The sequence below is a fragment of the Alsobacter soli genome, from assembly GCF_003004785.1.
Classification (GTDB): Bacteria; Pseudomonadota; Alphaproteobacteria; order Rhizobiales; family Beijerinckiaceae; genus Alsobacter; species Alsobacter soli.
In genome coordinates this window covers 37,270-59,045 of the sequence record NZ_PVZS01000015.1, presented here as the reverse complement: position 1 = coordinate 59,045, position 21,776 = coordinate 37,270, and the positions used below count along the sequence as shown (strand labels likewise).

Below are 21,776 nucleotides of genomic sequence, written 5' to 3'. Positions count from 1 at the left end.
GGCTTCTTGCATGTGCCAGGGGAGGAGGGCGAGGCCCGCGAGAAGACCGAGCAACGCCAACATACAATACCGGAGCATAGAAGTTTGCCCTCTAAGTCAATCAGGAGAAGTCAGCGCGGAAGGCTGCCGACTTCCTTTTCCCACCTGGCGATCAGCCGGCCGCGTTCAGCGGAAGATCCGTACTTCGCGAAGTCGTAGTTGATGATCTTGACCTGATCCAAGCGCGGAGCACGCTCAGGAAGGGGCGTGGACTTGTTGGAGGGCGTGTGGAACTGCTTCCCGACCTCGGCGCCAAGACGCTGGGCGTCGGGCGTCAGCGCCCATTCGTAGAACTTCTTGGCGGATTCCATGTTTCGGGCGCCTTTGACGATGGACATGGAGCCCACCTCCATGCCCGTGCCCTCGCACGGCGGAACAGCCTTGGCCGGGAGGCCAGCCAGGTCCTCCGTGACCGCGTCATGGATGAAGCTCACGGACACGGACGTTTCGCCGCGCGCCACCGCCTTGATCGGGCCGGTGCCCGAGCGCGGATACGCGTTCACGTTGGCGTGCATCTTCTTCAGGAAGTCGAAGGCCTGCTCCTCGCCCATGAGCTGCACCAGGGTGGCGATCGCCACATAGGCTGTGCCGGACGAGGCAGGGTTGGCCATCTGAACCTCGCCCTTGTATTCGGGCTTGGTCAGGTCCGCCCAGCAGGACGGAGCAGGCAGGTTCTTCTTCTTGAGCAACTCTGGATTAAAGCCGATGCCCAGGATGCCCGCATAGACGCCAACGGTCCGATACTTCGAATCCTGGGCCTGCTTGACCGCCCATGCGTTCAGCTGCTCCAGCTTGGGCGACTTGTATTCTTCCGAGAGGCCTTCCTCGGCCATCACCAGGTGGGGATCGCCGGTGCCGCCGAACCACACGTCGCCACGCGGGTTCTGCGCCTCGGCGCGGATCTGGGCCAGCGTCTCTCCGGACCCCTTCTGGGTCATGTTGACCCGGACGCCGGTCGTGCGGCTGAAGGTGTTCGCGACAGCCTGGCACCACTCGACCTGAACGCTGCAGTACAGGTTCAAGGTTTCCTGCGCTGACGCAGCCCCTGGCGCGCCCATCACAAGAAGAGCCGCCCCTGCAATAGAGCCCCTCAATGACATCGTTACCCTCCTGATTGATTGGCAGTGTTCAATGACGGCTGGCCAAGCGTGCCGCTTCGGCGAGCCGTGCTTCGACCGAGGCCCAGGCTCCGGCGCGAAGATCCGCGTTTGATGCGATCCAGGACCCGCCGATGCAGGCCACGTTGGGGAGGCCGAGGTAGTCCGCCGCGATGTCCTGGCGGATGCCGCCGGTCGGAAAGAAGCGGAGCTTCGGCATGGGACCGGCTACGGCGGCCAGGAGTGACCGCCCGTTCAGCGTTTCGGCCGGGAAAAGCTTCAGGAGCTGCGCTCCTGCCGCCTGGGCGCCCAGCATCTCGCTGGGAGTTGCGACGCCGGGCACATGCAGAACGCCAGCCTCGGCCGCAGCCTTCAGGACGCTCCAGTCCAGGCCGGGCGACACCGTGAATTGCGCGCCCGCGTCCCGGGCTGCGCGCAGGTCGGCCTCGGTCAGCACGCTACCCGCGCCGACAAGCAGTTCGGGGCAGGCTTCGCGCAGGGCCGAGATGGTCGCCGCCGCCGCGTCGGTGCGCAACGTGACCTCGATCGCGCGCAAGCCCATGGCGAAACTGCGCCGGCCGAGCTCGACGCCCGCTTCCGTGGTGGGGACGGTTACGACGGGCACGATGCGGCATTGCCCGAGCTGTTCGAGCGCACGTTCCGGATGCATGGTCAAATCATCCCCGTAAAGCCGGCGCCCGCGTCGGCGGGACGCGCCAGGGCGCGGAGTGGCGCGAAGAGGGCGCGGCCCACATCCTGGTCCGGGTCGGGCTGGACGGCCGGAATGCGCCGGGCCAGCTCCTCCGGAGCGATCTCGGCCTCAAGGCGGCCCTCCCGCAGGTCGAGAGAGATCATGTCTCCGTCGAAGATCCTGCCCAGCGCGCCGCCCTCCGCGGCCTCGGGCGTGACATGCAGGGCGCTCGCTACCTTGCCGGAGGCGCCCGAGAGGCGCCCATCAGTCACCAGGGCGACCTTGAGCCCCCGGTCCAGCAAGCTGCCGAGCGCAGGCATCAGTCGATGCAACTCGGGCATGCCATTGGCTTTCGGGCCCTGGAACCGGATCACCACCACCGCGTCGGCCGTGATGGAGCCCGCCTCGAAGGCGGACAGGAAGGCCTCCTGGGAGTCGAACACGCGGGCCGGCGCGCGCACCACCCGGTGCTCGTCCTTCACGGCGGACGTCTTGGCGACCGCGCGGCCGAGATTGCCGCCCAGGACGCGCAGGCCGCTTTCAGGCTCGAACGGGTCGGCGGCGTCCCGGAGGACCGCCCTGTTCCGGCTGGTCCCTGGCGAGGGGCTATAGACGAGGCGACCTTCTTCCAGGCCGGCCTCGACCGCGTATCGCCGCAGCCCGAAGCCGGAAATCGTGTGGACGTCTTCGTGCAGCAGGCCTGCGTCGATGAGTTGGCCGATCAGGAATCCGACCCCGCCCGAGGCCTCGAACGCGTTGATGTCCGCCGATCCGTTCGGGTAGATCCGCGCCATGAGCGGCACGATCTTGGAAAGGGCGTCGATATCGTCCCAGGTCAGCTGAATTCCGGCGGCCGCCGCCACTGCGATCCAGTGAATGGTGTGGTTTGTCGACCCGCCCGTCGCCAGCAGCGCCACGATGGCGTTGACGATCGACTTGGCGCACACGATGTCGCCGATGCGCCGCCCTTCCGGGGCCCGCGCGGCCCCTGCGACCTCGTCGACGGAAGCATCAAGCAGGCGGGACCGGAGCTCGCCGCCCGGCTGCGCAAAAGCGGCGCCAGGCACATGCAGACCCATCGCCTCGATCAGAACCTGGTTGCTGTTGGCCGTGCCATAGAAGGTGCAGGTGCCAGGCGCATGATACGAACGCATCTCTGAGGCGAGCAGGGCGGCCCTGTCCGCCTTGCCCTCGGCGTGCAGCTGCCTCAGCTTGGCCTTCTCTTCATTGGACAGCCCGGTCGGCATCGGGCCTGCCGGCGAGAACACGACCGGCAGATGTGGAAACTGGAGAGCGCCGATCAGCAGCCCCGGCCCGATCTTGTCGCAGACCCCCAGGCAGACGACGGCGTCGAAGACGCCGTGACTCAGCGCAACGGCGGTCGATAGGGCGATCACGTCACGGGAGAACAGGGACAGCTCCATGCCGGGCTGCCCCTGGGTGATCCCGTCGCACATCGCGGGAACGCCGCCTGCGACCTGAGCCGTCGCGCCGGCGCGGCCGGCTGCGCGCCTGATCATGTCCGGGTAGCCCGCGAAGGGCTGATGAGCGGACAGCATGTCGTTGTAGGCGGTGACGACGCCGATGTTCGGCGCCGAATCCCCTGTCAGGAGGACCTTCTCCGCCGGGCCCATGGCGGCCGTCACGTGAGCGAGATTGCTGCAGGATGCGCAACTGCGCGCGACGCCGCGCGGGCGAGCGCGGTCGCGCAGCCGGACGAAGTTCCGCCGCGTTTCGCGACTCCGCTCCTCGATCGCGGCCGTCACGCTCACCAGCGCCGGGTGCGGCTCCTTCATCCATCTCCTCCCCTTGTCCCGTATTGCGAAAATTTACAAAAAGAATAACAATCATGTCAACAGTTACCTTAGCTTTAATCAATTTGCAGACGCACCGCAGGGTTGTGCGTGATGGACGGGGAGGGGAGGTTGATGACCCCCAGTCTGAAGCAGAGGATGGAACAGGTGTCCGGCGAGCTCAGTCCGGCTTCGCAGCGTCTTCATCGCTTCATCGCGATGAACATGCACACCATCCCGAACATGACGATCACCGCGACCGCGAAAGGGGCGGGGGTGAGCGAGCCGACTGTCGCTCGGTTTTGCCAGATCCTAGGATTCTCTGGCTTCAAGGACTTTCGAATCGAGCTGGCGAGGCAAACGACGTCGAGTTTCGACTTCGTTCATGCAGATGTCGGGCCGGGAGACAAGCCGGGCGCAGTCGCCTCCAAGGTCCTGGATCGCAGCATCGCGGCCTTGGTGAAGCTGAAGTCCGAACTGGACGACCATGCCCTGGCGCAGGCGGCGACGGTGCTTGCTGACGCAAGGCGCATCGAGTTCTACGGGCACGGCAATTCGGGACTCGTCGCTGCGGACGCGCAGCACAAGTTTTTCCGGCTGGGGATTCCGTGCATTTCCTACGCGGACTCGCATGTCCACATCATGGCCGCAGCCTTGCTCGGCCCACGGGACGCGGTGGTCTGCATTTCCCGTTCGGGGGCCACCCGCGAGTTGGTGCCGACGCTGCATCTGCTGCGGGAGCGTCACGTCCCGGCGATCGGCGTCATGCCGCGGGGCTCTCCGGCCGCCGCGCTGTGCAGTCCCGTGATCCACCTGGATTTCGATGACGACCCCAACGTGTACTCCCCGATGTCGTCGCGTCTTGGGCAACTCGCCATCGTCGATGCCCTGGCCGTGGCCGTCGCGGTTCTGAAGGGCCCCTCCGCGGCGGCCGACATGAAGGCCGCCAAGGCCGCTATCGAATGCAAGAAACTGCCCCTGTCCTGACGGGTGGAAAAGCGAGACCGAAAAACATGACCATTGGCTTTGAGCCGCAGGAGCCCGCCGGGGTCCAGCAGGCCTTTGACGCGCAACTCGCCGAAGACACGCGCCTGCTGGGGCAGATACTCGGCGAAACCCTGCGGGAGCAGGATGGCGAGGCGGCCTTCGAGGTGGTCGAGGCGATCCGGCGGCTGTCCATCGCGGGCCAGCGCCGCAGCGACGACCGGGCCGCCCAGGACCTGGAGGCCCTCCTCCACCGGCTGAGCCCCCGGGAGACCGTCTCCGTCATCCGGGCCTTCAGCTACTTCTCCCACCTCGCGAACCTGGCGGAGGACCGGCATTCCGTGCGCGCGCGTGACACACGCGCGGGCGAGGGCCCGCAGCCGGGCGCGCTGGCGTGGACGTTCAAGCGCATGCGCGACGCGGGCGTTGCCCCCCAGGCGCTCGAGCGCGCGCTCCGCCGTGCGCTCGTGTGCCCGGTTCTCACCGCGCACCCCACGGAGGTGCAGCGCAAGACCACGCTGGACGCGGCGCGCGCGGTCGCGGACCTGCTCGCCGCGCGCGACCGCCTGGCCAGCCCGCGCGAGCGCGCCGAAAACGAGCGCGCCCTGCGCGCGCGGATCGTCCAGCTCTGGCAAAGCCGTATCCTGCGCATGGCCAAGCTGACCGTGCGGGACGAGATCGAAAACGCCCTGACCTATTACCGCTCGACTTTCCTCGCCGAGATTCCCCGGCTCTACGCCGAGCTGGACGAGCAGCTCGGCCATCCGGTCCGCTCCTTCTTCCGCATGGGCAACTGGATCGGCGGGGACCGCGACGGCAATCCCAACGTGGACGCCGACACGCTGGAGTTCGCCGTGCGCCGCCATGCCGAGGTCGCCCTGCGGCATTATCTCGCCGAACTGCAGAGCCTGGGGCAGGAGCTGTCGACGTCCTCCCTCCTGGCGCCGTGTTCGCCCGAGCTCCGTGAACTCGCCGAGCGGTCCGGGGACGAGAGCCCGCACCGCCGCGACGAGCCCTACCGCCGGGCGCTCGCCGGCATGGGCGCGCGTCTGCGCGCGACGCTTCGCGTTCTCGCGGGCGGCGACAGCGCGGCCTTCGCCGGGGCGCCCGGGGCCGCGGAGCCTTATCCCGACCACGCCGCCTTCGCGGCGGATCTGGGGACGATCCGCGAGTCCCTGCGGGCCCACCATGGCGCGGCCCTGGCCCGCCCCCGCCTGGATCCGCTGATCCGCGCCGTCGATGTCTTCGGCTTTCACCTGGCGACCACCGACTTGCGGCAGAGTTCGGACCGCCACGAAAGCACGCTGGCTGAGTTGCTCGCCGCGGCGCGCATCGAGCCCGACTACGCGGGTCTCGACGAGGCGGCCAAGCAGCGCCTGCTGCTCTCCATGCTCCGGGATCCCCGCTCCCTCCGGGTGCGGGGCCATCGCTACAGCGAGGACACCGAAAGCGAGATCGCCGTCTTCGAGCGGGCCCGAACGCTCCGGCAGGCGTTCGGCCCGGATGTCATCCGTCACGCCATCGTCAGCCACACCGAAGAGGTGAGCGACCTGCTCGAGGTCCTGCTGCTGCAAAAGGAGTGCGGCCTCATGGCCGGCGCTTTCGCGGCCGGGGAGGGCGGCGACGCCTCCTTGGCGCTGGTGGTCGTGCCCCTCTTCGAGACGATCGAAGACCTCCGGTCGGCGGAGCGGATCATGCGCGACTTCTACGACGCGCCCGGGGTCGAGGCCCTGGTGCGGCGCTCCGGCGCGGAGCAGGAAGTGATGCTCGGCTATTCCGACAGCAACAAGGACGGCGGCTACTTCACGTCCAACTGGGAGATCTACCGCGCCGCCACCGCGCTGACCCGCCTGTTCGAAAACAAGCCGGGCGTCACGCTGCGCCTGTTCCATGGCCGCGGCGGCTCGGTGGGGCGCGGCGGCGGCCCAAGCTACGACGCCATCCTGGCCCAGCCTCCAGGAGCAGTGAAGGGGCAGATCCGCCTCACCGAGCAGGGCGAGGTCATCAACGCCAAGTACGGCGCGCCGGAAATCGGCCGCCACAATCTCGAGACGCTCATGGCCGCCGCCCTGGAGGCCACTCTGTTCGAGAAGGAAGCCGACGCGCCTCCCGAGTTCCTCCAAGCGGCTTCGCTACTCTCGGATGCGGCCATGCGGGCTTATCGCGCTCTGGTCTACGAGACGCCCGGCTTCGTCGAGTTCTTCTTCGCGGCCACGCCGATCCGCGAGATCGCCGAGCTCAACATAGGCTCCCGCCCAGCCTCGCGCCGCGCCTCGGGCCGCATCGAGGATCTGCGGGCCATCCCTTGGAGCTTCTCCTGGGGGCAGAGCCGCGTCGCCCTGCCGGGCTGGTACGGCTTTGGGGCCGCGGTGGAGGACTACCTGCGCGGCGGCGGCGCCGAGCGCCTCGATCTGCTGCGCCGGATGCATGCGGAATGGCCGTTCTTCCGCACGCTGCTGTCCAACATGGACATGGTTCTCGCCAAGGCCGATCGGGCCGTCGCGCGCCGCTATGTGGAGCTCGCGCCCGATCGCGCCGCAGCGGATGCGATCTTCGCCGCCATCGAGGCCGAGTGGGACCGGGTGGAAGGAGCCCTCGAAGCCATCGCCGGCCACCGGGCCCGGCTGGCGGACAACCCCGCCCTGGCCCGCTCCATCGCCCATCGCTCGGCCTATATCGCGCCCTTGAACCACCTGCAGGTGGAGCTCCTGCGGCGCTGGCGGGCCGGCGAGGTCCAGGAGGAGGCGCGGCGCGGCATCCTCATCTCCATCAACGGTGTGGCCGCCGGGTTGCGCAACACGGGGTGATCGAACCCCAGGCGCGGGCCGCCCAGGGCCGCCCGCGTCGGCCGATCAGACAGCGCCGCGACGCCCGGCGGGCCCCATGCGCGCCGGCTCGCGCTCGAGACGGGTCGTGTCCGCAGTTCGGCCCGCCTCAGCCGAGGCGCGCGCAGGCGTGAGCCGTCGAGAAACGTCTGCTGCGTCGTCAATGTCCTTCGCCAGCGCCGCGAATTGCCGCTGGATCTCTCCGATCCGGTCCTCGGGGGAAATGAACACCCGCTCCCAACGATCCCTGAGGTCGGGAGCGTCCGGCGTGTCGAATTCATCTCCGGACGGCCGCAGACCGTCGAGCCGGCGGATCAGACCTGTTAGCTCGCCATGGAGGACGTCGAGCAACTCGTGCATGTGGACATCTCGCTCCGCGCCCCGGGCACGGGTTTGTGCGATCTCGGACGCTTGCCGCCTCGCGCGAGGCGCCTCCGGGGGCGCTTCGCGAGGGTGATGCGCGCTCATGGCGCGGAGCAGTTGGTCCATCTTGGCGATCAAGATTGGCTCGAGGCCGCTGCGAGCGCCCGGATGAAGCTCCTCCGACTTGCGCCGATCGACGGGCCAAAAGGCTCCCGCCCCGTTGAACTGGTCCGGCGCCGATTCGGCCGCAGCCATGGACGAGAACCGCTCGAGAGCCGCGCGCTCATGGTCCCGGGCCAGAAGTTCAGCCCTCTGATCGCGCCCAAGCTGTTGAGAATCGCGGATCGACCGATCGATGCCGTCGAGCCGATCCGAGATCAGGCCGATCGCGTCCCGCAACGCCGTGGCCGTCTGCTCCTGAGCCCGCAACAGCGACTTGGCTTCGCTGCGCCACCGCGTTTCCGTGGCCTCGAGAACGCTGACCACATTTTCCAGCGCCGCGGCGGCTTTCCTCTCCGTTGCGAACGATCGAGCCTCCATCTCCTGGAGCGTTCGGCCGATTGTCGAGGCCAGGTCGTTTCGCTCCAGGCGAGCGCGCGGAAGATCGTGCCCGGGCGGCGGAGCGGGCGCCCGGGGAGGCGCAGCGGTCAGGGAGGCCAGCCGGCTCTCGAGTTCCGCGATCCGGTCGGAGAACGGCGCAGCACGGTCTTGGTTTGTGTTTGGCATCGCCTCATCCCCCCTCTTGTCGCGCCATTCGCGCCAACCACGAGAGGCATGTCCCGCGGCGTCCCGTCCTCGAGGTGCTGCGCGCCAATCGGTGACGACGGAGCCGAGCCACTCCTTCAATGTCGCGCCGGCCCCAGGTGAGACGTCTTCGGACCAGTCCTGCGCTTCAGCGGCGTCGTACTCATTGTGTCTCGACAGCTTCATGCCGATCCCAGCCGTAAAGCCAATCCGGCCGCGCGCTCCCTCGGACGCCCGTTTCAGCGTTGTTGAAACTTAACATTTATCAAGTTTGTTGAAATTTGTTTAACAAAGCGTTCCGCTCGGCCGAACGCCTCTCCTGCTCGCCGACAACTGGCGCCGTCCAAGTCATGCGGTCGCGCGATCCCCAGCTTTCACGATGCTCCCCAAAACCGACAGGCGACATGTTCGCGCGTAAATTCAATTGCGCTCGCCATTACAACTTCTCATGCGTTGATTCCCTTGTGGAATGCATCATCAATTAAGAGACGATTAACGTCATCACTTGTCTGAGGAGAAACGACAATGGATATGGGAGGCGTTGGCAGGATCGGCGGCGGGCATGGCTCGCAGGGCAGCTACGGGAGCGAAACGTCATCGACCTCGGGGCGCAATTCCACGATTCAGCAACTGCTGCTTCAGGTGCTGCAACTCTTGATGTCCCAGCTTCAGCAGTCCTCTCAGGACGGGGGCAAGGGCAAGTCTCAAACAGCCTCGACTGACCAGAACTTGAAGTCCATGGTCGACCAGCTGCAAAAGCTGCTGGCCGATGGCAATGACACAGACTCCTCCGAGACGAAGCAAATCACTGACCTCATCCAGAAGCTGATGCAGGCGATCAAGGATTTGGATCGGAAGGGAGGCGCCAAGGACGTCAAGTCGCTGCTGTCGGACGCCCTCGACGCTCTGAAAAACGGCGATCTGGCGACGGCTCAATCGAAGCTGTCCGAGGCCACGGACGCGCCGCTGACGAAGAAGATCTGAAACCCAGCCAGCCGAACGGCGGGCTTTCTGCACGATCGCGGACGGCAAGCTCTTGAGGCTTCCGTTCGCGATTGTCGTGTTCGGTCAATAGTCGAGGATCTCCGTCTGGCCGTCCTTGCTGAGCCGGATCCTGCTGTCCTCGATGCCATCCAGGCGCCACCCGCCCGGGAGAAGGGAGCCAAGGCCGTACCGTTTGCCGTCGCGTAGAGTGACGGACGGGCTCGGCTCCATGCTGGCGAAGGCCAGGTCGACGCGGGCGTCCTGCTGGATCCGGGCCTGGACCGAAACCGCCAGGTCATGCCGCTTCGCGAGGTCCTGAACCATCTGCTTGGCGAGAGCCAGGTCCTGAGGAGAGCCTCGGCCGCCGATAATGATGCGGCTGCCGGAAAGAGTTGCGCCGAGTTCGGTCCCGATGCCCTTCAAACGCTTGTTCAGGGCCTCGATTCCGGTTTCCGGTGACGATGGCGCGACGGAGCCAGCCTGAGGCTTGACGAACGACGTTCCCGTTGGGACGGACGTCCTCATCATGTTCCATCCGAGGATGATGACGCCGATGGCGCACACGCCGCCAAACGCGAGCCATCCCATGCGGCCCGGTTGACGTGAGGCTCTTGGCTCAGTCCCCGCCGTGGTCGCCCGAGAGGTGTGCTGGCGTCTTCCGTCGATGACCTCGATCGTCACGCCGCCGCCGATCAGCCGCAGAGCGCCGCTCGCAACCTCAGCCTTCTCGCCCGGCGCCGCCTCCGCGCCATTGATCACCACGCCTTCGGCGAGCGGCACAACCGTCACAGCGTCGTCCACGTCGATTTGCGCGAGGCGCTTTTCCTGGCAAACGCCAAGAAAAATGTCGCAATCCAGCCCCGATCCAATCAGGTGCGAGCCTCTCCCGAGCTCAAGGCGCGCGCCATCTGACTCCGGCGCGACCAGCACCACCGACACCGCCGTTTCGGGGGCCAAATGATCCTCGTTCAGGGCCACAGGAAACCTCTGGAACGCTCATCGGATGCAGACCGGAGCCCCTCCAGCGCGTAGGACTGAGGATCGGCCCGGCCATAGCGGATGATGTGGACGGGCGACATCGGCTCGTCACGCCCATAGAACTTGATGAGCCGCAGGATCTCCGCGGGGCCGCTGAGCAGCGCGCTTCCCTCTGCCGCGTTGAACCGCACAAGGGGTTCGGAGGTCCAGGGGAACGCTGACCGGACGACTTCGGCGAACTGCGCTCCGCCCGGCGCGGGGTTCAGCACAGCGCGGTCCAGGTCGCGGGTGCTATGAACCTCCAATCGCGTCCCGTCGAACGCCACGAAGAGTGAATGCGCACGCGCCAGGGCAGACAGGCTTTCGGAAATCGGCCCCCGATTGCGCCAGTTTTGAACGACAGCATCCGTGCGAGCCCGCCACGTGATCTGCAATCCGGCCTCGCCGGCCAGAAAGTTGACGACGTCCTGCAATGGGGCTTCCACGACCTTGAGCGAAACCACCTTGTTAAGCGCGCTGGCCGCTTCTGGCGATGCTGGCCCGGTCGCAGCGCTGAGCGAACCGCCAACGCGATTTGCGGAGTTCGATTGCGTCTCGCCCCCGATCGCTGAAACGGCGCCGCCCATGACGCCGAACAGAATCAGGATGGCGAGCGCCTGGCGTTCTACTCCCGAGCAGGCAGGCATCCCGTGTCCCCTTGCAGCGCCGCCATATCCACGTCCGAATAAGGTCAAATGTTGATTAATATCAAAATAATGCAGGAGAGTTGGGGCATTCTTGTCGCTCAGAGGGTGAGCCCCGCTTCCTCCATCGCGCGCGATACGGCTGGATAGAGCGCCGGGGGGATTTCGGAACCGATCGGCGTCGACGCCAGGTGGTCGACGACCTCCGGGTTTCTCGCGACCTTCGTTGTGGGCGCCGTGGCCAGGAGCGAGGCCACCCTCGAGGGAGGTCCTCTCCAGATCAACACAGGGGCGGAGTCGCCTCCAGTCTGATAGCGCAACGCGACCGCTTCTTTGTCGGACAGGAGAACGATCGAGGCGTCCTGCTGCTCCTGCCGTTGCTCCTGGACCCGCTCGCGACGCATGGGGGCCGAGGACATCAGCTCGTACCGCGCATCGGCCATTGCAGCCTTGATCTCCGGAGACCCGTCAGTGTCCTTGCGCTCGCGTTTGACGTCACTGTGGGACATCTTGTTCTCGTGCCGGAAGACGACACGGGAAATCTTCAGGTCCAACGCGCCGAAAACAAGGTAGATGACCGCGACCAGGGCCAGGAGCATTCCCAGCAGGTAGACTGCCAGGCCTCCGACGCAGGATATCCCGCAGGAAGGCGCATCAAGCAGCGAGCGCAGATTCGAAAGGAGGACATAGGCAGTCGCGAACGAGATCAAGACCGCTTCTGCGATGTTGAAAACGATACGCTTCAGGGCCGGCAAGCCAAAGATGTTCTTCAGGCCGGAGACGGGATTGATCCGCTGAAAGTCCAGCCGGACGTTCTCGGCGAAAAAGCCGAACACACCGGTTTCCATGACCGCGGTGAGCACCAGGATGCACGCGGCGATCATCCCCAAGGTGAGGAAAAAGACCGCCGCCGCGCTCAAAGGAGCGAAAAACCCATGATCGAAGAGAAGAGGCTCGCGATCCGACGCTCTGTCGATCAGGTGCTGGCTGACCGCCGCCATCTTGTGGATGGCTGGCGGTGCAAGGACCGCGACGGCCAGGAGAGCCGTCACGAATTGCACGCCCGTCCGAAATTCGGGCGCAGTCGGGAAGCGTCCCTTTCGCGCCAGTTGCCGCAGGTGCTGGGCTGTCGGGGGAAGTTCCTTTTCCTGAGACATCGCTACAAACCCAAGATGGCGCGAGCCAGCTTCAGGCTGTCGGCGAACTCGAATTTCAGGAAGGAGGCCAGGAACATCACGTAAGGCGGGAGCAGCAGCAGAAACGCCAGGTTTTTGAGCGCTGGAGTGCTGTCCCGTACGTGGAACTGGGACTGTCCTCGGCCTGCGAGTTCGGCGCCGAGGCCGACCAGCGTCATGACGAGAAAGAGCGGGGCGCAGAGGACGGCTGCAGACTTGGTCAGCGTGAGCAGAACGGCGCCAAGAGCGCTCCCGCCCGGCGGGCGGATGCTCGGAGCGAAGCTCAGCAACGGCCACACATCATAGGTGCCGTACAAGGACTCGATAACGAGGTGGAAGCCGTCCGATGCGACCAGCCATAGAAGCGCGGTCATAAGAAAGAACTGGCCGGAGACGGTGATCTCGAGAGCGTTGATCGGGTCGAACTGGTTTTGCGCGCTGGCCCCGCGGTCGTTGTCGATCAGGTCGCCGGCGCCTTGGACGGCCCACAAGGGGAGCGCCAGGATCACAGCCACGAAGGCGCCGATCGCAAGCTCCTTGGTGGCGAGAAGGAACAGTCGGAGGACGCCGACCGCCTCGTCCGGGGAGCCTGACCCTAAGCGCGCGGCCATGGGCAATCCCAGCCCGAACGCGATCACGGCCCGCACGATGGGCGGAATGTTGAGCCATCCGAACAGAGGGAAAACCGCGATGAAGCCAGCAGGCCTGGCGGCTGCAACCAGGACAAGACTGATCGCGCCGATCGCGTCGCCGCTCATGGCTTGAGCTTCGCGAATTCGAAGGCCGCCCGGCTGAATTCCACAAGTGGGCCGAGCAGCGTCGCGAAGGCCATGAACAGAAGGCCGCCCATGACGACGATCTTGACGACCAGCGTCAGCGACTGGTCCTGGATTTGCGTGGCGGCCTGGAAGACTGAAATCAGCAGCCCTGCCACCGTTGCAGCCGCAAGCAACGGCGCGCCGGCGACGGCGACGGCCAGCGCGCATTCATAGATCAGCTGGTAGAGCGCATCGCCGGACATCGTCAGCCGTACGACGCCACCAGGTTCTGGAACAGGCGCGTCCAACCCTCGATGACGACGAACAACAGGATCTTGAGAGGGGTGGACACGACCGTCGCCGACATCATCTGCAGCCCCGCCGTGACCAGCACTGCGCTCACGATGATGTCGACGGCGAGAAACGGCATGTAGAGCAGCAGCCCGACCTGAAAAGCGCGCGTCAGCTCATCCAGCAGAAAGGCGGCCATGAGGACCATCAGTCCCGACTTGTCGGGCGTGGCCTTCGTTCCGGCCGCGGCTGCCGCCGTCACCAGCTGCCGCGAACTCTCCGTCGACAACCGCGACATGAACTGCTTGAGCGGCTCGGACGCATCCCGAATGATCAGCAGCGTGTCCTGAAAGCTTTCGGCCCTGAAGCGCGACGTCGCCACCCTGTCGACCGTCGCTTCGATGACAGGCCCCATGACCAGTCCCGAGAGAACGATCGCCATGGTGTAGATGACGATGTTCGGCGGCGTTTGCTGGATGCCGAGCGCGTTTCGCACGATCAGCAGGATCACGGAGATCTTGGTGAAGCTGGTCGCGACGACCGCTACAAACGGCAAAAATCCGAGCAGGGCGACCACCCCTGCCAGCGGAAGAAGTTGTTGGACCGAGTTCATGCCCGCGAACTCATTTGAACAGGCTCAGCACGCGAATGCCGCGCCGCCCCTCGAGGTCGACAATGCGGCCGCTGCCGATGCGCCGACCCTCCGCCATGATGTCGACCAGGGTTGGATCGCCGGCGACCTCGAAGATGTAGCCTGGCCCGATCCTGGCGAGATCGCCGCAAGGGGCGGTGGTCCGGCCCACTTCGAAGATGAGGCGGATCGGAATGGTGTCGGTCGATCCGTCAAGGGTTTCTGGGTCGTCGATCGGTTCGCCAAGCATGATGCGTCCTATCCTTGCGGCGGCGGCCGGCTTTGGCCTCTCCGTCGCGGTCCAGTCATGCGCTGAAGCGATGGCGGCGCACACATGCGTCGATCCGAGCAGCAGCGTCGCCTCGTCGTGCTCCTCAGGCGGTCCGTCCATCTCGATGACGTCGCCCGTTTCCAGAGCGCGGAGCTCGGCCAGACCGACCAGCGCGTAGCCGACGGCGCATCGGACCTGCATAGGCAGGTCGTACGCCGTTTCGCGGGCCTCCTGATGGGGCCACCCCCGCAACAGCTCGTACAATGCCTGCGATAGCGAACCCTGGGTCTCGATGGCGACCACGGCGCCGAGATCCGGGAGCTCGAACCCGAACGCCGAAGAGTCCGGCCGGTAAGCCTTCTCCTCGACGGCTTCTTGAATCCAGACGGACTGGTCAGCAAAAGCGCTCGCCAGAAGCCAGTTGGCGATTGACGGCCAGTGCTCCCGGCTCAAATCGGACACCGAGATGAAGGGGTCCGCGGCTTTCAGAAGGGCGAGCCATGTGGCTCGCGACACCCAGGCCGAGAAGGGAGCCGCTCCCCACTGGCCAGACAACTGGAGAAGAGGGGGCGCGAGCCCTGCTGCGCCGTCCAGCACAGCCGGACGAACCTGAATGAGCCCTGTTCCGTCCGGAAGGGGCAGACCGCGGGTGTCCCACCTCTTATGCAGGGACGCTGCCCGTCGGCGCTCCGAGTCGGACACCTTCTCGACCAGCAGCTTCTCCACGTGGCGCAACCCCTCTCTCGATTGCGCCTATAGGGCAAGAAAATGATTTTTGATAATTTTAGTCATCTCCCCTTGCCAGGTCCACGCGTCGCGCTTCCTGCTTGCAATGAGCCCAAATGGCTTCTCGGCGTCCCGCGTGCGCCATGACGTCGATCGAGGCCCTCAGCCGCTGTTCCGCGGCGCTAAGCGAGGCCTCCGCCTCCGTCACAGTGTCGAGGTGGGCGAGCAAACTTCGTTGGATCCGTTCACGGGCGGTGGAGCTCAGGCGGTCGGGCGCGCTCCGAAAGCCCTCGCGGAATTGGGCCAGCACCGCCCTGCAACTGTCCGTGCGCTCCTGCCATGCGCGCTGGGCCGCGCTGTCCTGACTTCGGCGTTGCTCCGCAATGGTCGAGCGGTTTTGCCAGAGCGTATGCAACATGGCGATGGCCGCCCGCTCCTGGCGATTGGCGCTCATGCGAGCACGCTCTCGGCCAGGGCGACGCTGGCTCCAAAGTCATGTGCCTCGGCGAGGTCTTGAGAGAACGAGGCCTGCACCGCCCGGAATGTCTGGATCGCAGCATCGATCTCCTGATCTGCGCCCGGCTGATATTCGCCCACCCGGATCAAGAGTTCGAATTTTTGATAGGCCGCCAGGCGCGCCCGGATCTGCCGAGCCAGCGACAGGTGCTCCGGGCTGACGAATTCAGGCATCAGACGCGACTGGCTCTTGAGGAAGTCGATGGCAGGGTAGCGGCCGCTGCGCGCCACCTCCGGGCTGAGATAAATATGGCCGTCAACCAGGGATTGAACCTCCTCGACGATCGGATCGGTCTCGATGTCTCCCTCGGCCAGAACGGTGAAGAAGGCCGTGATGGACCCGTAGGCGGCAGAACCGCACCGCTCGATCATCTTGGGCAACTCCGAGAAGACCGACGGGGGAAAGCCCCGTCTGGCCGGGGGCTCGCCCATCGCCAACCCCAGCTCGCGGATGGCGCGCGCGACGCGTGTCAGGCTGTCGATGATCAGGAGGACGCGCTTGCCCTCGTCCCGCTGCGCCTCCGCGATTGTGATCGCCGCGAGCGCCGAGTTGAGGCGCTCAACGGCCGGCCTGTCCGACGTCGAAGCCACGATGATGGACCGCTCCGCTGCGCCCAGGCGTTGCAATTGCGACGCGAATTGGCCGACCTCCCGCCCGCGCTCGCCGATCAGGCCGACCACGATGACGTCAGCCTCCTTCGACCCTTGCACGATTTGCGCGACCAGGCTCGACTTTCCGGCTCCCGCAGCGCCCATGATGGCCATCCTTTGGCCGATCCCGCAGGTCAGCATCGTATCGATGGCCGTCACGCCGGTTGGAAAGGGATCCGTGATCGCTCGGCGCTGATCGGGCGGCGGCGGTGCGGCGCGGAGCGGTGCGCGACGGCTGAAACCGAAGGAGCCGCCGGCGAGCCGCTGCGTGATTTGCCCGCGGAAATTCACGACGCAGCCCATGATCGAGGCGCCTGTCTCAGCCGTCGCGACCTCTTCCAGGCGGATCACGCCGCAATCGCTGGCAAGCTGCGGCAATTCCTCGAGCGGAACCAGGCAGCTGACGCCATCCGCGAAGCCGATCACTTCCGCCAGTCCCAGCCGGGCGCCGTTCGGGCGGACGATGCTGCACAGCCCTCCGATGGTGGCGTGCCCGACATCCGCGAAGATCATGTTCGAGCGGATCTGCCGGATCGCGCCCATGCTCCGGTATGGCGACGCGGCTCCGATCTTGCTCGCGAGTTCGGCCCTGGCTGAATCGATGCCCCGGCGTACCTGATCGAGCTGTTGTGTGTGTTGCGTGCTCACGAGGCCTCGCCATGTCGCGCCGGACCGCCGATCTGCTCGATCACCCGCTCGATCTGTTGGCTGAGTCCAACGAAGTGGCGCCCGAAGGGCGTGCTCAGGATCATGTCGTCGCCGGACAGCCAATCATCGACTTGGACGACGACATCATCCCGGCCGGCGAACGCAGCCTGTACGGCGGAATGCCGCTCCTTTGAAACAGTGATCGCCGTCCGCTCTCCATGCCCTAGCTCTCGAACCGCGGCTTCAACTGCCGAGTTCACCAGCTCAGGAGGGGGCGACCCAACGATCTTGCGCAGAGCCTGCGTCACGAGCTGAAGAACTGTGTCTCTGAGGCCGTTGCTGGCCGATTCGATCTCAAAAGCCAGTCCCTGCAACTCGCTGAGAAACAGCTCGCGACAGTCGGCCAGGCCTGACTCGAATCCCTCGCGGCGCGCCCGCTCGCGCTCCTCTTCGAGGGAGGCGTTCACTGCCGCGGCCGCTTCTTCCTCCCGCTGTTTCCGATGCGACGCCTCGTCCAGGAGCGCGACATTGGCCTTTCGGATAACGCCCATGTCAGGCCCTCGCGCTCGCTGCGGGGATGCTCGCCGGGCCTTGCTGGTCCCGCCACGAGCGCCACGCCAGTTCAACGACTTGCGCGCCATGGCGCAAGGGAGTCAGGAGAGCTGAGCCCCCCTTGGCGCAGACGAGGTCGAACCATGCCAATGCGCTGGGCTCCCGCTCGTGGAGGAACTTGGCCAGGCATGCTTCGCCGGTCGCGAGGGCCTGGGCCGGGCTCAGCCCCACGTCGCGAAATGTCGGCGCGTCCGAGGCCCGCGAGAGAGCAAAGGACAGCGCGAAGGCGCCGTATTCCCCCTCCAGCGCGGTCCGCGCCTCCCGGGTCAGAAACAACGGAAGCGCCTTGGCCAGAACGCCGAGGCCGATGGCTGTCGCCAACTGCCGCCGGACGGCGGGAGGCCCGAACAGCATCTCGCCGGCCATCTCGGAGAGCGACGCGGGATCCACGAGGCCATGGCGCCCTGCGAAGATGCGGAGGGCGTCCCCAGGCGCCTTCGAGTGGGCGAGCACGCCAAGCCCGCCGCCGTCCGGAGCGTGCTTCGTCTCCTGCAATCGCCGCCAGGCTTCACGGCGCCGTTGGACCTTTCGAATGGGGAGCGGAAGGACCATCAGATCTTCGCGTCCTTGTCGGAACGTCTCAGGCGGAGCGCCGAGAAGGCGAGGCCGGCGGCGCAAGCGGCGAACAGCATGCCGGACCCGATGCGCTCCGGGGAGGAATCGAAGGCCGACGGGGCCTGGGCGGCGCCTTGGCCCAACGACGCAAGCGGCTGCGCCTCGACCAGCACCACGGCGACGTCTTCATTGGCGAGGCCGGCCAAAGCCTTGCCGATGATCGCCTTGGCCTGCGCCGTGAGCAGCACCTGGTCCGCTCCCGCCCTGTGCTTGATGAGGGCGGAGGCGGACGGCTTTCCGATGGGCTGGCCGCGCAGATCCTGGTCTGGGGTGACGACATGCACCCGTGCGAGGAGGACCCCGTCGAGCGACGAGATCGAGCGCCCGAGCTCTTGGCTTGTCGCGTAGGCCAGGCGAGCTCGCGTCTCGGCCGGACTCATGACCAGCTTGCCGGTGGGGAACAGGTCGTCCACGGACTTGTACTGATTGGCCGGCAACCCCAGAGCCGTCGCGGTCGCCGCTGCTTGCGGCAAGGACGAGCCGGGAACGAGCACCTTGTAGAGGTCCCCCTCGGCAACCTCGCGCTCCGCCTGGATGCCGGCGGCATTGAGGGCGGCGACCAGTTCGTTGGCCTCCTGTTGCGACAGGTTCCTGTAGAGTTCCTTTTCGCTGCACCCCGCCAGCATCAAGGCGGCGGACAGCGTGACTGCTTTGAACAGACTCTTCATGCTCCCCTCCATCGCTTCGACGCAGGCTTAGCCGCCGCCGCCGCCTGATTGCAGCGTCCGCAAGCCCTCGGTCACCTTCTTGAGGCCGGTGATGAAAACGCTCGCAGTATTAAGGCCAATCGTCAGCTTGTTGGCGGCCACGTTCACGTCTTGCAGGGCCATTGCGCGCTTTACCGCCGCCTCTCCAAGATCATCCTGGTTTGTGCTGGCCGATGGAGCCGACCGCCGGAATAGGTCTCCTGTGGATAGGTCCACGTTAAGACCAGCGTCGATGGCGCTCGAAAGGGGCTTCAGGGCCTCTAGAATTGAAATATCGTTACTCATGACGCACCACATTTCGCTTAAGATCAGTGATTGAATCGCCCGATTGATTGTTCGCCGGCGGAGAGCCCCAATTTAGCATGGACTTTCATCGACTTCGCGGCGGCAGCCTCCAATGTGGACAACACTGGAAGATCAATGGCCGCGTCCTGCACAAGCGTAGCCGCGAAACCTCGGATGTTTTCGGGAACAACCATGCAGACCTTTTCGAGATCCGCGTGCGCAGCGCGCCACCCCCTAATATCCGCAGCAAGCCGACGGAGTTCTTCGTCCGCCGCGATGATATCGCTGACCGCGGGAGAGACTTCCGCCTGAGCTTCCAGAAGCGCGATCGCGGCTTCGTCGAGATGCAAAGCGTGGAGAGTGCCGGTCGCATCGCACTGCCTCGTAGCGATCTGGGTTGAAAGCCGCTGGCGAATGCGCCTTTCGACCTGCGCCATGTCGTCCCCCTCCAGGGAGGGGGTAGCCACGAGTTCCTCGAGGATAGGCCGACCATATGCGAGAGAAACGCCGCCAAGGAGAAGCTTGCGCATCAACGCGGCGACTTGCGCCTTCTCGTGCTTCATGGCTTCGGCGGCCAGCGACGGATAACGCGGCTCCATTTTCTTGACCCAATCCGTCACGTCGTCCGCATGAAGTCGGCGCGGATACTCGACAGCGATCGCGCGGCCAAGTTCGCTTGCGACGTAGGGTGCGGCGTCTTCCGACGGCAGCTTGACGGTCCGAATGTGCACTCCTTCGATCTCGATGCGGATCTCTCCAGCGGGCAAACCCGGGTCCGCGCGAATGCCAAAAATGGGGCAGGGGAATCCAATTTCCGCGACTACTCTGGTGATCGTTTCGGTCATGAGATTGGCGAGGCCATCACGCTCCAACCGGTTCAGGTCGGACGGATGGCCGGCGAACACATAGGGATCGTACACGGTGGCGTGGAGCAATTGCTGGGGCTCGCCGAGGTTCGTGGTGGCAGCGTAATCATCCTCGCCGGACGACGTGTCCTTTGCAGCGGCTTTGCGCTTGATCTCGGCGACAATCAGGGGGAGCAGCAGGAGCGCGCCCAGTCCGAGCGACACGGGCGCCGGGAACCCTGGAAACAGCGTCAAAGCCAGGGCCGCGGCCCCGAGAGCCCCGAACATGCGTTTGTCGCGCGCGAGCTCCTGGATGATCGAGGAGCCGACCGCCTGTGAGCCGGCGCTGCTGACGCTCGAGAGCAGGATGCCGGCTGCCACAGCCGACAGCAGCGACGGAACCTGCGCGACAAGCGCGTCGCCGACGCTCAGGATGGCGTAGCGGCCGATGGCGTCGCCGAAGCCGAGGCCCTTCTGCATCGTGCCGATGATGGCCCCGCCGAGCAGGTTCACGAAGATCATCACCATCGTGGCGATGCTGTCGCCCTTCACGAAGCGCATGGCTCCATCCATGGCGCCGAGAAGATTGTTTTCCTTGCGCAAGGCGTCTCGCGCGAGCTTGGCGTCCTGGCGGCTCATGTCGCCCGCCTTGACGTCGGCCTCGATCGACATCTGCCGCCCGGGCATGGCGTCCAGCGCGAAACGCGCCGCGACCTCGGCGATGCGCTCCGCGCCTTTCGTCACCACGATGAACTGGACGATCGCCACCACGAAGAAGACGACCAGGCCTGCCGTGATGTTGTTGCGGATGACCAGCGAGCCGAAGCCGTGCACGATCTCGCCGGCCTGGCCGTTCGTCAGGATCGCCCTCGACGTCGCGACGCTGAGCGCGAGGCGGAAAACGGTCGTCACCAGGAGAACGACCGGAAACGTGAGCAGATCGCCGGTGCGAGCCGCCAGGGCCACGAAGACGACGAGGGCGAACCCGGCAAGGATGTTCACGGCGATAAGGACGTCCAGCATTCCCGGCCGGACAGGAACGACCATCATCGCGGCGACGACAAGCGTCGCCGCGATGAATGCAAAGTCTCGACCGGCAGAGTTGCGAATGAAAGATTGTAAGCTTGCAATCATACGCAACCTCCGCGTGCGGCGAGACAAGTGTAGACTAAATCACTGAGCTCTCGTGACGCTCAAAAAAGCCTGTGTAATCTTGCCATTAATGGAGATGGCAGATGCTATGAGGCCCATTTGCTTCTGATTTGCGTCGCTTTCATCTGACTGCTGCTTTTGCGCCAGAGCCTGTGCGACTTCAGAAGCCCCAGTGGAAGGGGTAGTGCTCGATCCACCGCCAGTGGTGGTCGTGGCTGGCGTTCCAACAGCTGCTGTACCCATGCTTTCCTCCTTAACAGTCGGTAAACGCTCCGACTTGAAAAGAGGTATAAAAAAAATAACCGAATGTTAAGTCACGCTCGCATTCATGGCTAACGGGGCCGGAGCGGCTGGGAAGCGCTCCCCGGAGAAGCATCGAGCGCGATTGGGCCGCCTCGGGAAGCAACGGCCGAGAGAGGCGAGCGCGTGTTGTTGGCATGGGCGGGGAGCAACGCCTGCTTGAGAGTCCAACCTGCTGCAGGCGCATGACGTGCCCGGCCTGCTGTTCGGCAGCGGGCAGCGACCTGCCCGAGGCATTCAGCCCGGCGCGTCTTGCCGAACGGAAAACGCCCCGCCCGGTGAACCCGGGCGGGGGCGAAGCGAGTTTCTCCCTGAGCGCCAAAGCTTTGCTTGTCGTGGGGGGGCGCTGCAAAGCCGTGATGGCAGCATACCCGTGCGTCACGGCCGCGCGCCCTCACCAGACGCTTTTGCG

Annotated in this window: 22 protein-coding genes; 3 read left to right on the top strand and 19 right to left on the bottom strand. The window is 65.5% G+C overall.

Features of this window, described 5'->3' with window-relative positions:
- Nucleotides 1-110 precede the first annotated feature (110 nt).
- Genes SLNSH_RS14730 through edd form a run of 3 tightly spaced genes read right to left on the bottom strand, consistent with a single transcriptional unit; the run spans nucleotide 111 to nucleotide 3,623 of the window.
- Nucleotides 111-1,133: an ABC transporter substrate-binding protein gene (locus SLNSH_RS14730; RefSeq protein WP_425353001.1), complete on the bottom strand. Its 1,023-nt coding sequence runs from the start codon at nucleotides 1,131-1,133 to the stop codon at nucleotides 111-113.
- A 34-nt stretch (nucleotides 1,134-1,167) separates the two neighbouring features.
- On the bottom strand, nucleotides 1,168-1,806 hold the full coding sequence (locus SLNSH_RS14725; RefSeq protein WP_106337770.1) for a bifunctional 4-hydroxy-2-oxoglutarate aldolase/2-dehydro-3-deoxy-phosphogluconate aldolase: 639 nt from the start codon (nucleotides 1,804-1,806) through the stop codon (nucleotides 1,168-1,170).
- Nucleotides 1,807-1,808: 2 nt separating this feature from the next.
- Nucleotides 1,809-3,623, bottom strand: coding sequence for a phosphogluconate dehydratase (gene edd / locus SLNSH_RS14720; RefSeq protein WP_106337769.1), 1,815 nt, complete (start codon nucleotides 3,621-3,623; stop codon nucleotides 1,809-1,811).
- Between the two features lie 111 nt (nucleotides 3,624-3,734).
- Here edd and SLNSH_RS14715 point away from each other — a divergent pair, with 111 nt between their 5' ends.
- Nucleotides 3,735-4,607, top strand: coding sequence for a MurR/RpiR family transcriptional regulator (locus SLNSH_RS14715; protein ID WP_106337768.1), 873 nt, complete (start codon nucleotides 3,735-3,737; stop codon nucleotides 4,605-4,607).
- A gap of 26 nt (nucleotides 4,608-4,633) precedes the next feature.
- A complete protein-coding gene (ppc, locus tag SLNSH_RS14710) occupies nucleotides 4,634-7,411 on the top strand; it encodes a phosphoenolpyruvate carboxylase (protein ID WP_106337767.1) in 2,778 nt (925 codons plus the stop codon).
- A gap of 45 nt (nucleotides 7,412-7,456) precedes the next feature.
- On the opposite strand, the gene SLNSH_RS14705 is transcribed toward ppc, so the two are convergent.
- Entirely contained in the window at nucleotides 7,457-8,278 is an 822-nt protein-coding gene (locus SLNSH_RS14705; protein ID WP_146140278.1) for a hypothetical protein, read from the bottom strand.
- Nucleotides 8,279-9,061: 783 nt separating this feature from the next.
- Here SLNSH_RS14705 and SLNSH_RS14700 point away from each other — a divergent pair.
- Complete coding sequence (locus SLNSH_RS14700; protein WP_106337765.1) at nucleotides 9,062-9,520, top strand: hypothetical protein; 459 nt, start codon at nucleotides 9,062-9,064, stop codon at nucleotides 9,518-9,520.
- Nucleotides 9,521-9,604: 84 nt separating this feature from the next.
- Here SLNSH_RS14700 and SLNSH_RS14695 read toward each other — a convergent pair whose 3' ends face one another.
- The 15 genes from SLNSH_RS14695 to SLNSH_RS24610 form a co-directional block, all read right to left on the bottom strand.
- Nucleotides 9,605-10,477, bottom strand: coding sequence for a SctD/MshK family protein (locus SLNSH_RS14695; RefSeq protein WP_146140277.1), 873 nt, complete (start codon nucleotides 10,475-10,477; stop codon nucleotides 9,605-9,607).
- A gap of 11 nt (nucleotides 10,478-10,488) precedes the next feature.
- Nucleotides 10,489-11,184, bottom strand: coding sequence for a hypothetical protein (locus tag SLNSH_RS14690; RefSeq protein ID WP_106337763.1), 696 nt, complete (start codon nucleotides 11,182-11,184; stop codon nucleotides 10,489-10,491).
- Nucleotides 11,185-11,282: 98 nt separating this feature from the next.
- Nucleotides 11,283-12,338, bottom strand: coding sequence for an EscU/YscU/HrcU family type III secretion system export apparatus switch protein (locus SLNSH_RS14685; protein WP_106337762.1), 1,056 nt, complete (start codon nucleotides 12,336-12,338; stop codon nucleotides 11,283-11,285).
- Nucleotides 12,339-12,340: 2 nt separating this feature from the next.
- Complete coding sequence (locus SLNSH_RS14680) at nucleotides 12,341-13,114, bottom strand: EscT/YscT/HrcT family type III secretion system export apparatus protein (RefSeq protein WP_106337761.1); 774 nt, start codon at nucleotides 13,112-13,114, stop codon at nucleotides 12,341-12,343.
- Complete coding sequence (locus SLNSH_RS14675; RefSeq protein WP_106337760.1) at nucleotides 13,111-13,377, bottom strand: flagellar biosynthetic protein FliQ; 267 nt, start codon at nucleotides 13,375-13,377, stop codon at nucleotides 13,111-13,113. The genes SLNSH_RS14680 and SLNSH_RS14675 overlap by 4 nt, the downstream gene beginning before the upstream one ends.
- Before the next feature lie 2 nt (nucleotides 13,378-13,379).
- Nucleotides 13,380-14,018, bottom strand: coding sequence for an EscR/YscR/HrcR family type III secretion system export apparatus protein (locus SLNSH_RS14670; RefSeq protein WP_106337759.1), 639 nt, complete (start codon nucleotides 14,016-14,018; stop codon nucleotides 13,380-13,382).
- A 10-nt stretch (nucleotides 14,019-14,028) separates the two neighbouring features.
- Nucleotides 14,029-15,033, bottom strand: coding sequence for a type III secretion system cytoplasmic ring protein SctQ (sctQ, locus tag SLNSH_RS14665; RefSeq protein WP_158266765.1), 1,005 nt, complete (start codon nucleotides 15,031-15,033; stop codon nucleotides 14,029-14,031).
- A 58-nt stretch (nucleotides 15,034-15,091) separates the two neighbouring features.
- Nucleotides 15,092-15,487, bottom strand: coding sequence for a hypothetical protein (locus tag SLNSH_RS14660; protein WP_106337757.1), 396 nt, complete (start codon nucleotides 15,485-15,487; stop codon nucleotides 15,092-15,094).
- The gene (locus SLNSH_RS14655) at nucleotides 15,484-16,848 is read right to left on the bottom strand and encodes a FliI/YscN family ATPase (protein ID WP_280954476.1); all 1,365 of its coding nucleotides are present in this window, start codon (nucleotides 16,846-16,848) and stop codon (nucleotides 15,484-15,486) included. The genes SLNSH_RS14660 and SLNSH_RS14655 overlap by 4 nt, the downstream gene beginning before the upstream one ends.
- Nucleotides 16,845-17,399, bottom strand: a complete 555-nt coding sequence (locus tag SLNSH_RS25390; protein WP_106337755.1) for a hypothetical protein — start codon at nucleotides 17,397-17,399, stop codon at nucleotides 16,845-16,847. The genes SLNSH_RS14655 and SLNSH_RS25390 overlap by 4 nt, the downstream gene beginning before the upstream one ends.
- 1 nt (nucleotide 17,400) lies before the next feature.
- Complete coding sequence (locus SLNSH_RS14645; protein WP_146140275.1) at nucleotides 17,401-18,012, bottom strand: hypothetical protein; 612 nt, start codon at nucleotides 18,010-18,012, stop codon at nucleotides 17,401-17,403.
- Nucleotides 18,012-18,743, bottom strand: coding sequence for a type III secretion system inner membrane ring lipoprotein SctJ (gene sctJ, locus SLNSH_RS14640; RefSeq protein ID WP_158266764.1), 732 nt, complete (start codon nucleotides 18,741-18,743; stop codon nucleotides 18,012-18,014). Before sctJ ends, SLNSH_RS14645 begins: the two co-directional genes overlap by 1 nt.
- Before the next feature lie 27 nt (nucleotides 18,744-18,770).
- Entirely contained in the window at nucleotides 18,771-19,067 is a 297-nt protein-coding gene (locus SLNSH_RS24615) for a hypothetical protein (protein ID WP_146140274.1), read from the bottom strand.
- A 23-nt stretch (nucleotides 19,068-19,090) separates the two neighbouring features.
- Nucleotides 19,091-21,073, bottom strand: a complete 1,983-nt coding sequence (locus tag SLNSH_RS14635) for an FHIPEP family type III secretion protein (RefSeq protein WP_146140273.1) — start codon at nucleotides 21,071-21,073, stop codon at nucleotides 19,091-19,093.
- Between the two features lie 12 nt (nucleotides 21,074-21,085).
- Nucleotides 21,086-21,307, bottom strand: a complete 222-nt coding sequence (locus tag SLNSH_RS24610) for a hypothetical protein (RefSeq protein WP_146140272.1) — start codon at nucleotides 21,305-21,307, stop codon at nucleotides 21,086-21,088.
- Nucleotides 21,308-21,776 lie beyond the last annotated feature (469 nt).

Bases quoted from the DNA above. Each gene is read 5' to 3' on its own strand.
- SLNSH_RS14725 (WP_106337770.1), bottom strand. From the start codon at position 1,806: ATGCATCCGGAACGTGCGCTCGAACAGCTCGGGCAATGCCGCATCGTG.
- edd (WP_106337769.1), bottom strand. From the start codon at position 3,623: ATGAAGGAGCCGCACCCGGCGCTGGTGAGCGTGACGGCCGCGATCGAG.
- SLNSH_RS14715 (WP_106337768.1), top strand. From the start codon at position 3,735: ATGGACGGGGAGGGGAGGTTGATGACCCCCAGTCTGAAGCAGAGGATG.
- ppc (WP_106337767.1), top strand. From the start codon at position 4,634: ATGACCATTGGCTTTGAGCCGCAGGAGCCCGCCGGGGTCCAGCAGGCC.
- SLNSH_RS14700 (WP_106337765.1), top strand. From the start codon at position 9,062: ATGGATATGGGAGGCGTTGGCAGGATCGGCGGCGGGCATGGCTCGCAG.
- SLNSH_RS14690 (WP_106337763.1), bottom strand. From the start codon at position 11,184: ATGCCTGCCTGCTCGGGAGTAGAACGCCAGGCGCTCGCCATCCTGATT.
- SLNSH_RS14685 (WP_106337762.1), bottom strand. From the start codon at position 12,338: ATGTCTCAGGAAAAGGAACTTCCCCCGACAGCCCAGCACCTGCGGCAA.
- SLNSH_RS14680 (WP_106337761.1), bottom strand. From the start codon at position 13,114: ATGAGCGGCGACGCGATCGGCGCGATCAGTCTTGTCCTGGTTGCAGCC.
- SLNSH_RS14675 (WP_106337760.1), bottom strand. From the start codon at position 13,377: ATGTCCGGCGATGCGCTCTACCAGCTGATCTATGAATGCGCGCTGGCC.
- SLNSH_RS14670 (WP_106337759.1), bottom strand. From the start codon at position 14,018: ATGAACTCGGTCCAACAACTTCTTCCGCTGGCAGGGGTGGTCGCCCTG.
- SLNSH_RS14660 (WP_106337757.1), bottom strand. From the start codon at position 15,487: ATGAGCGCCAATCGCCAGGAGCGGGCGGCCATCGCCATGTTGCATACG.
- SLNSH_RS25390 (WP_106337755.1), bottom strand. From the start codon at position 17,399: ATGGGCGTTATCCGAAAGGCCAATGTCGCGCTCCTGGACGAGGCGTCG.
- SLNSH_RS14645 (WP_146140275.1), bottom strand. From the start codon at position 18,012: ATGGTCCTTCCGCTCCCCATTCGAAAGGTCCAACGGCGCCGTGAAGCC.
- sctJ (WP_158266764.1), bottom strand. From the start codon at position 18,743: ATGAAGAGTCTGTTCAAAGCAGTCACGCTGTCCGCCGCCTTGATGCTG.
- SLNSH_RS24615 (WP_146140274.1), bottom strand. From the start codon at position 19,067: ATGAGTAACGATATTTCAATTCTAGAGGCCCTGAAGCCCCTTTCGAGC.
- SLNSH_RS24610 (WP_146140272.1), bottom strand. From the start codon at position 21,307: ATGGGTACAGCAGCTGTTGGAACGCCAGCCACGACCACCACTGGCGGT.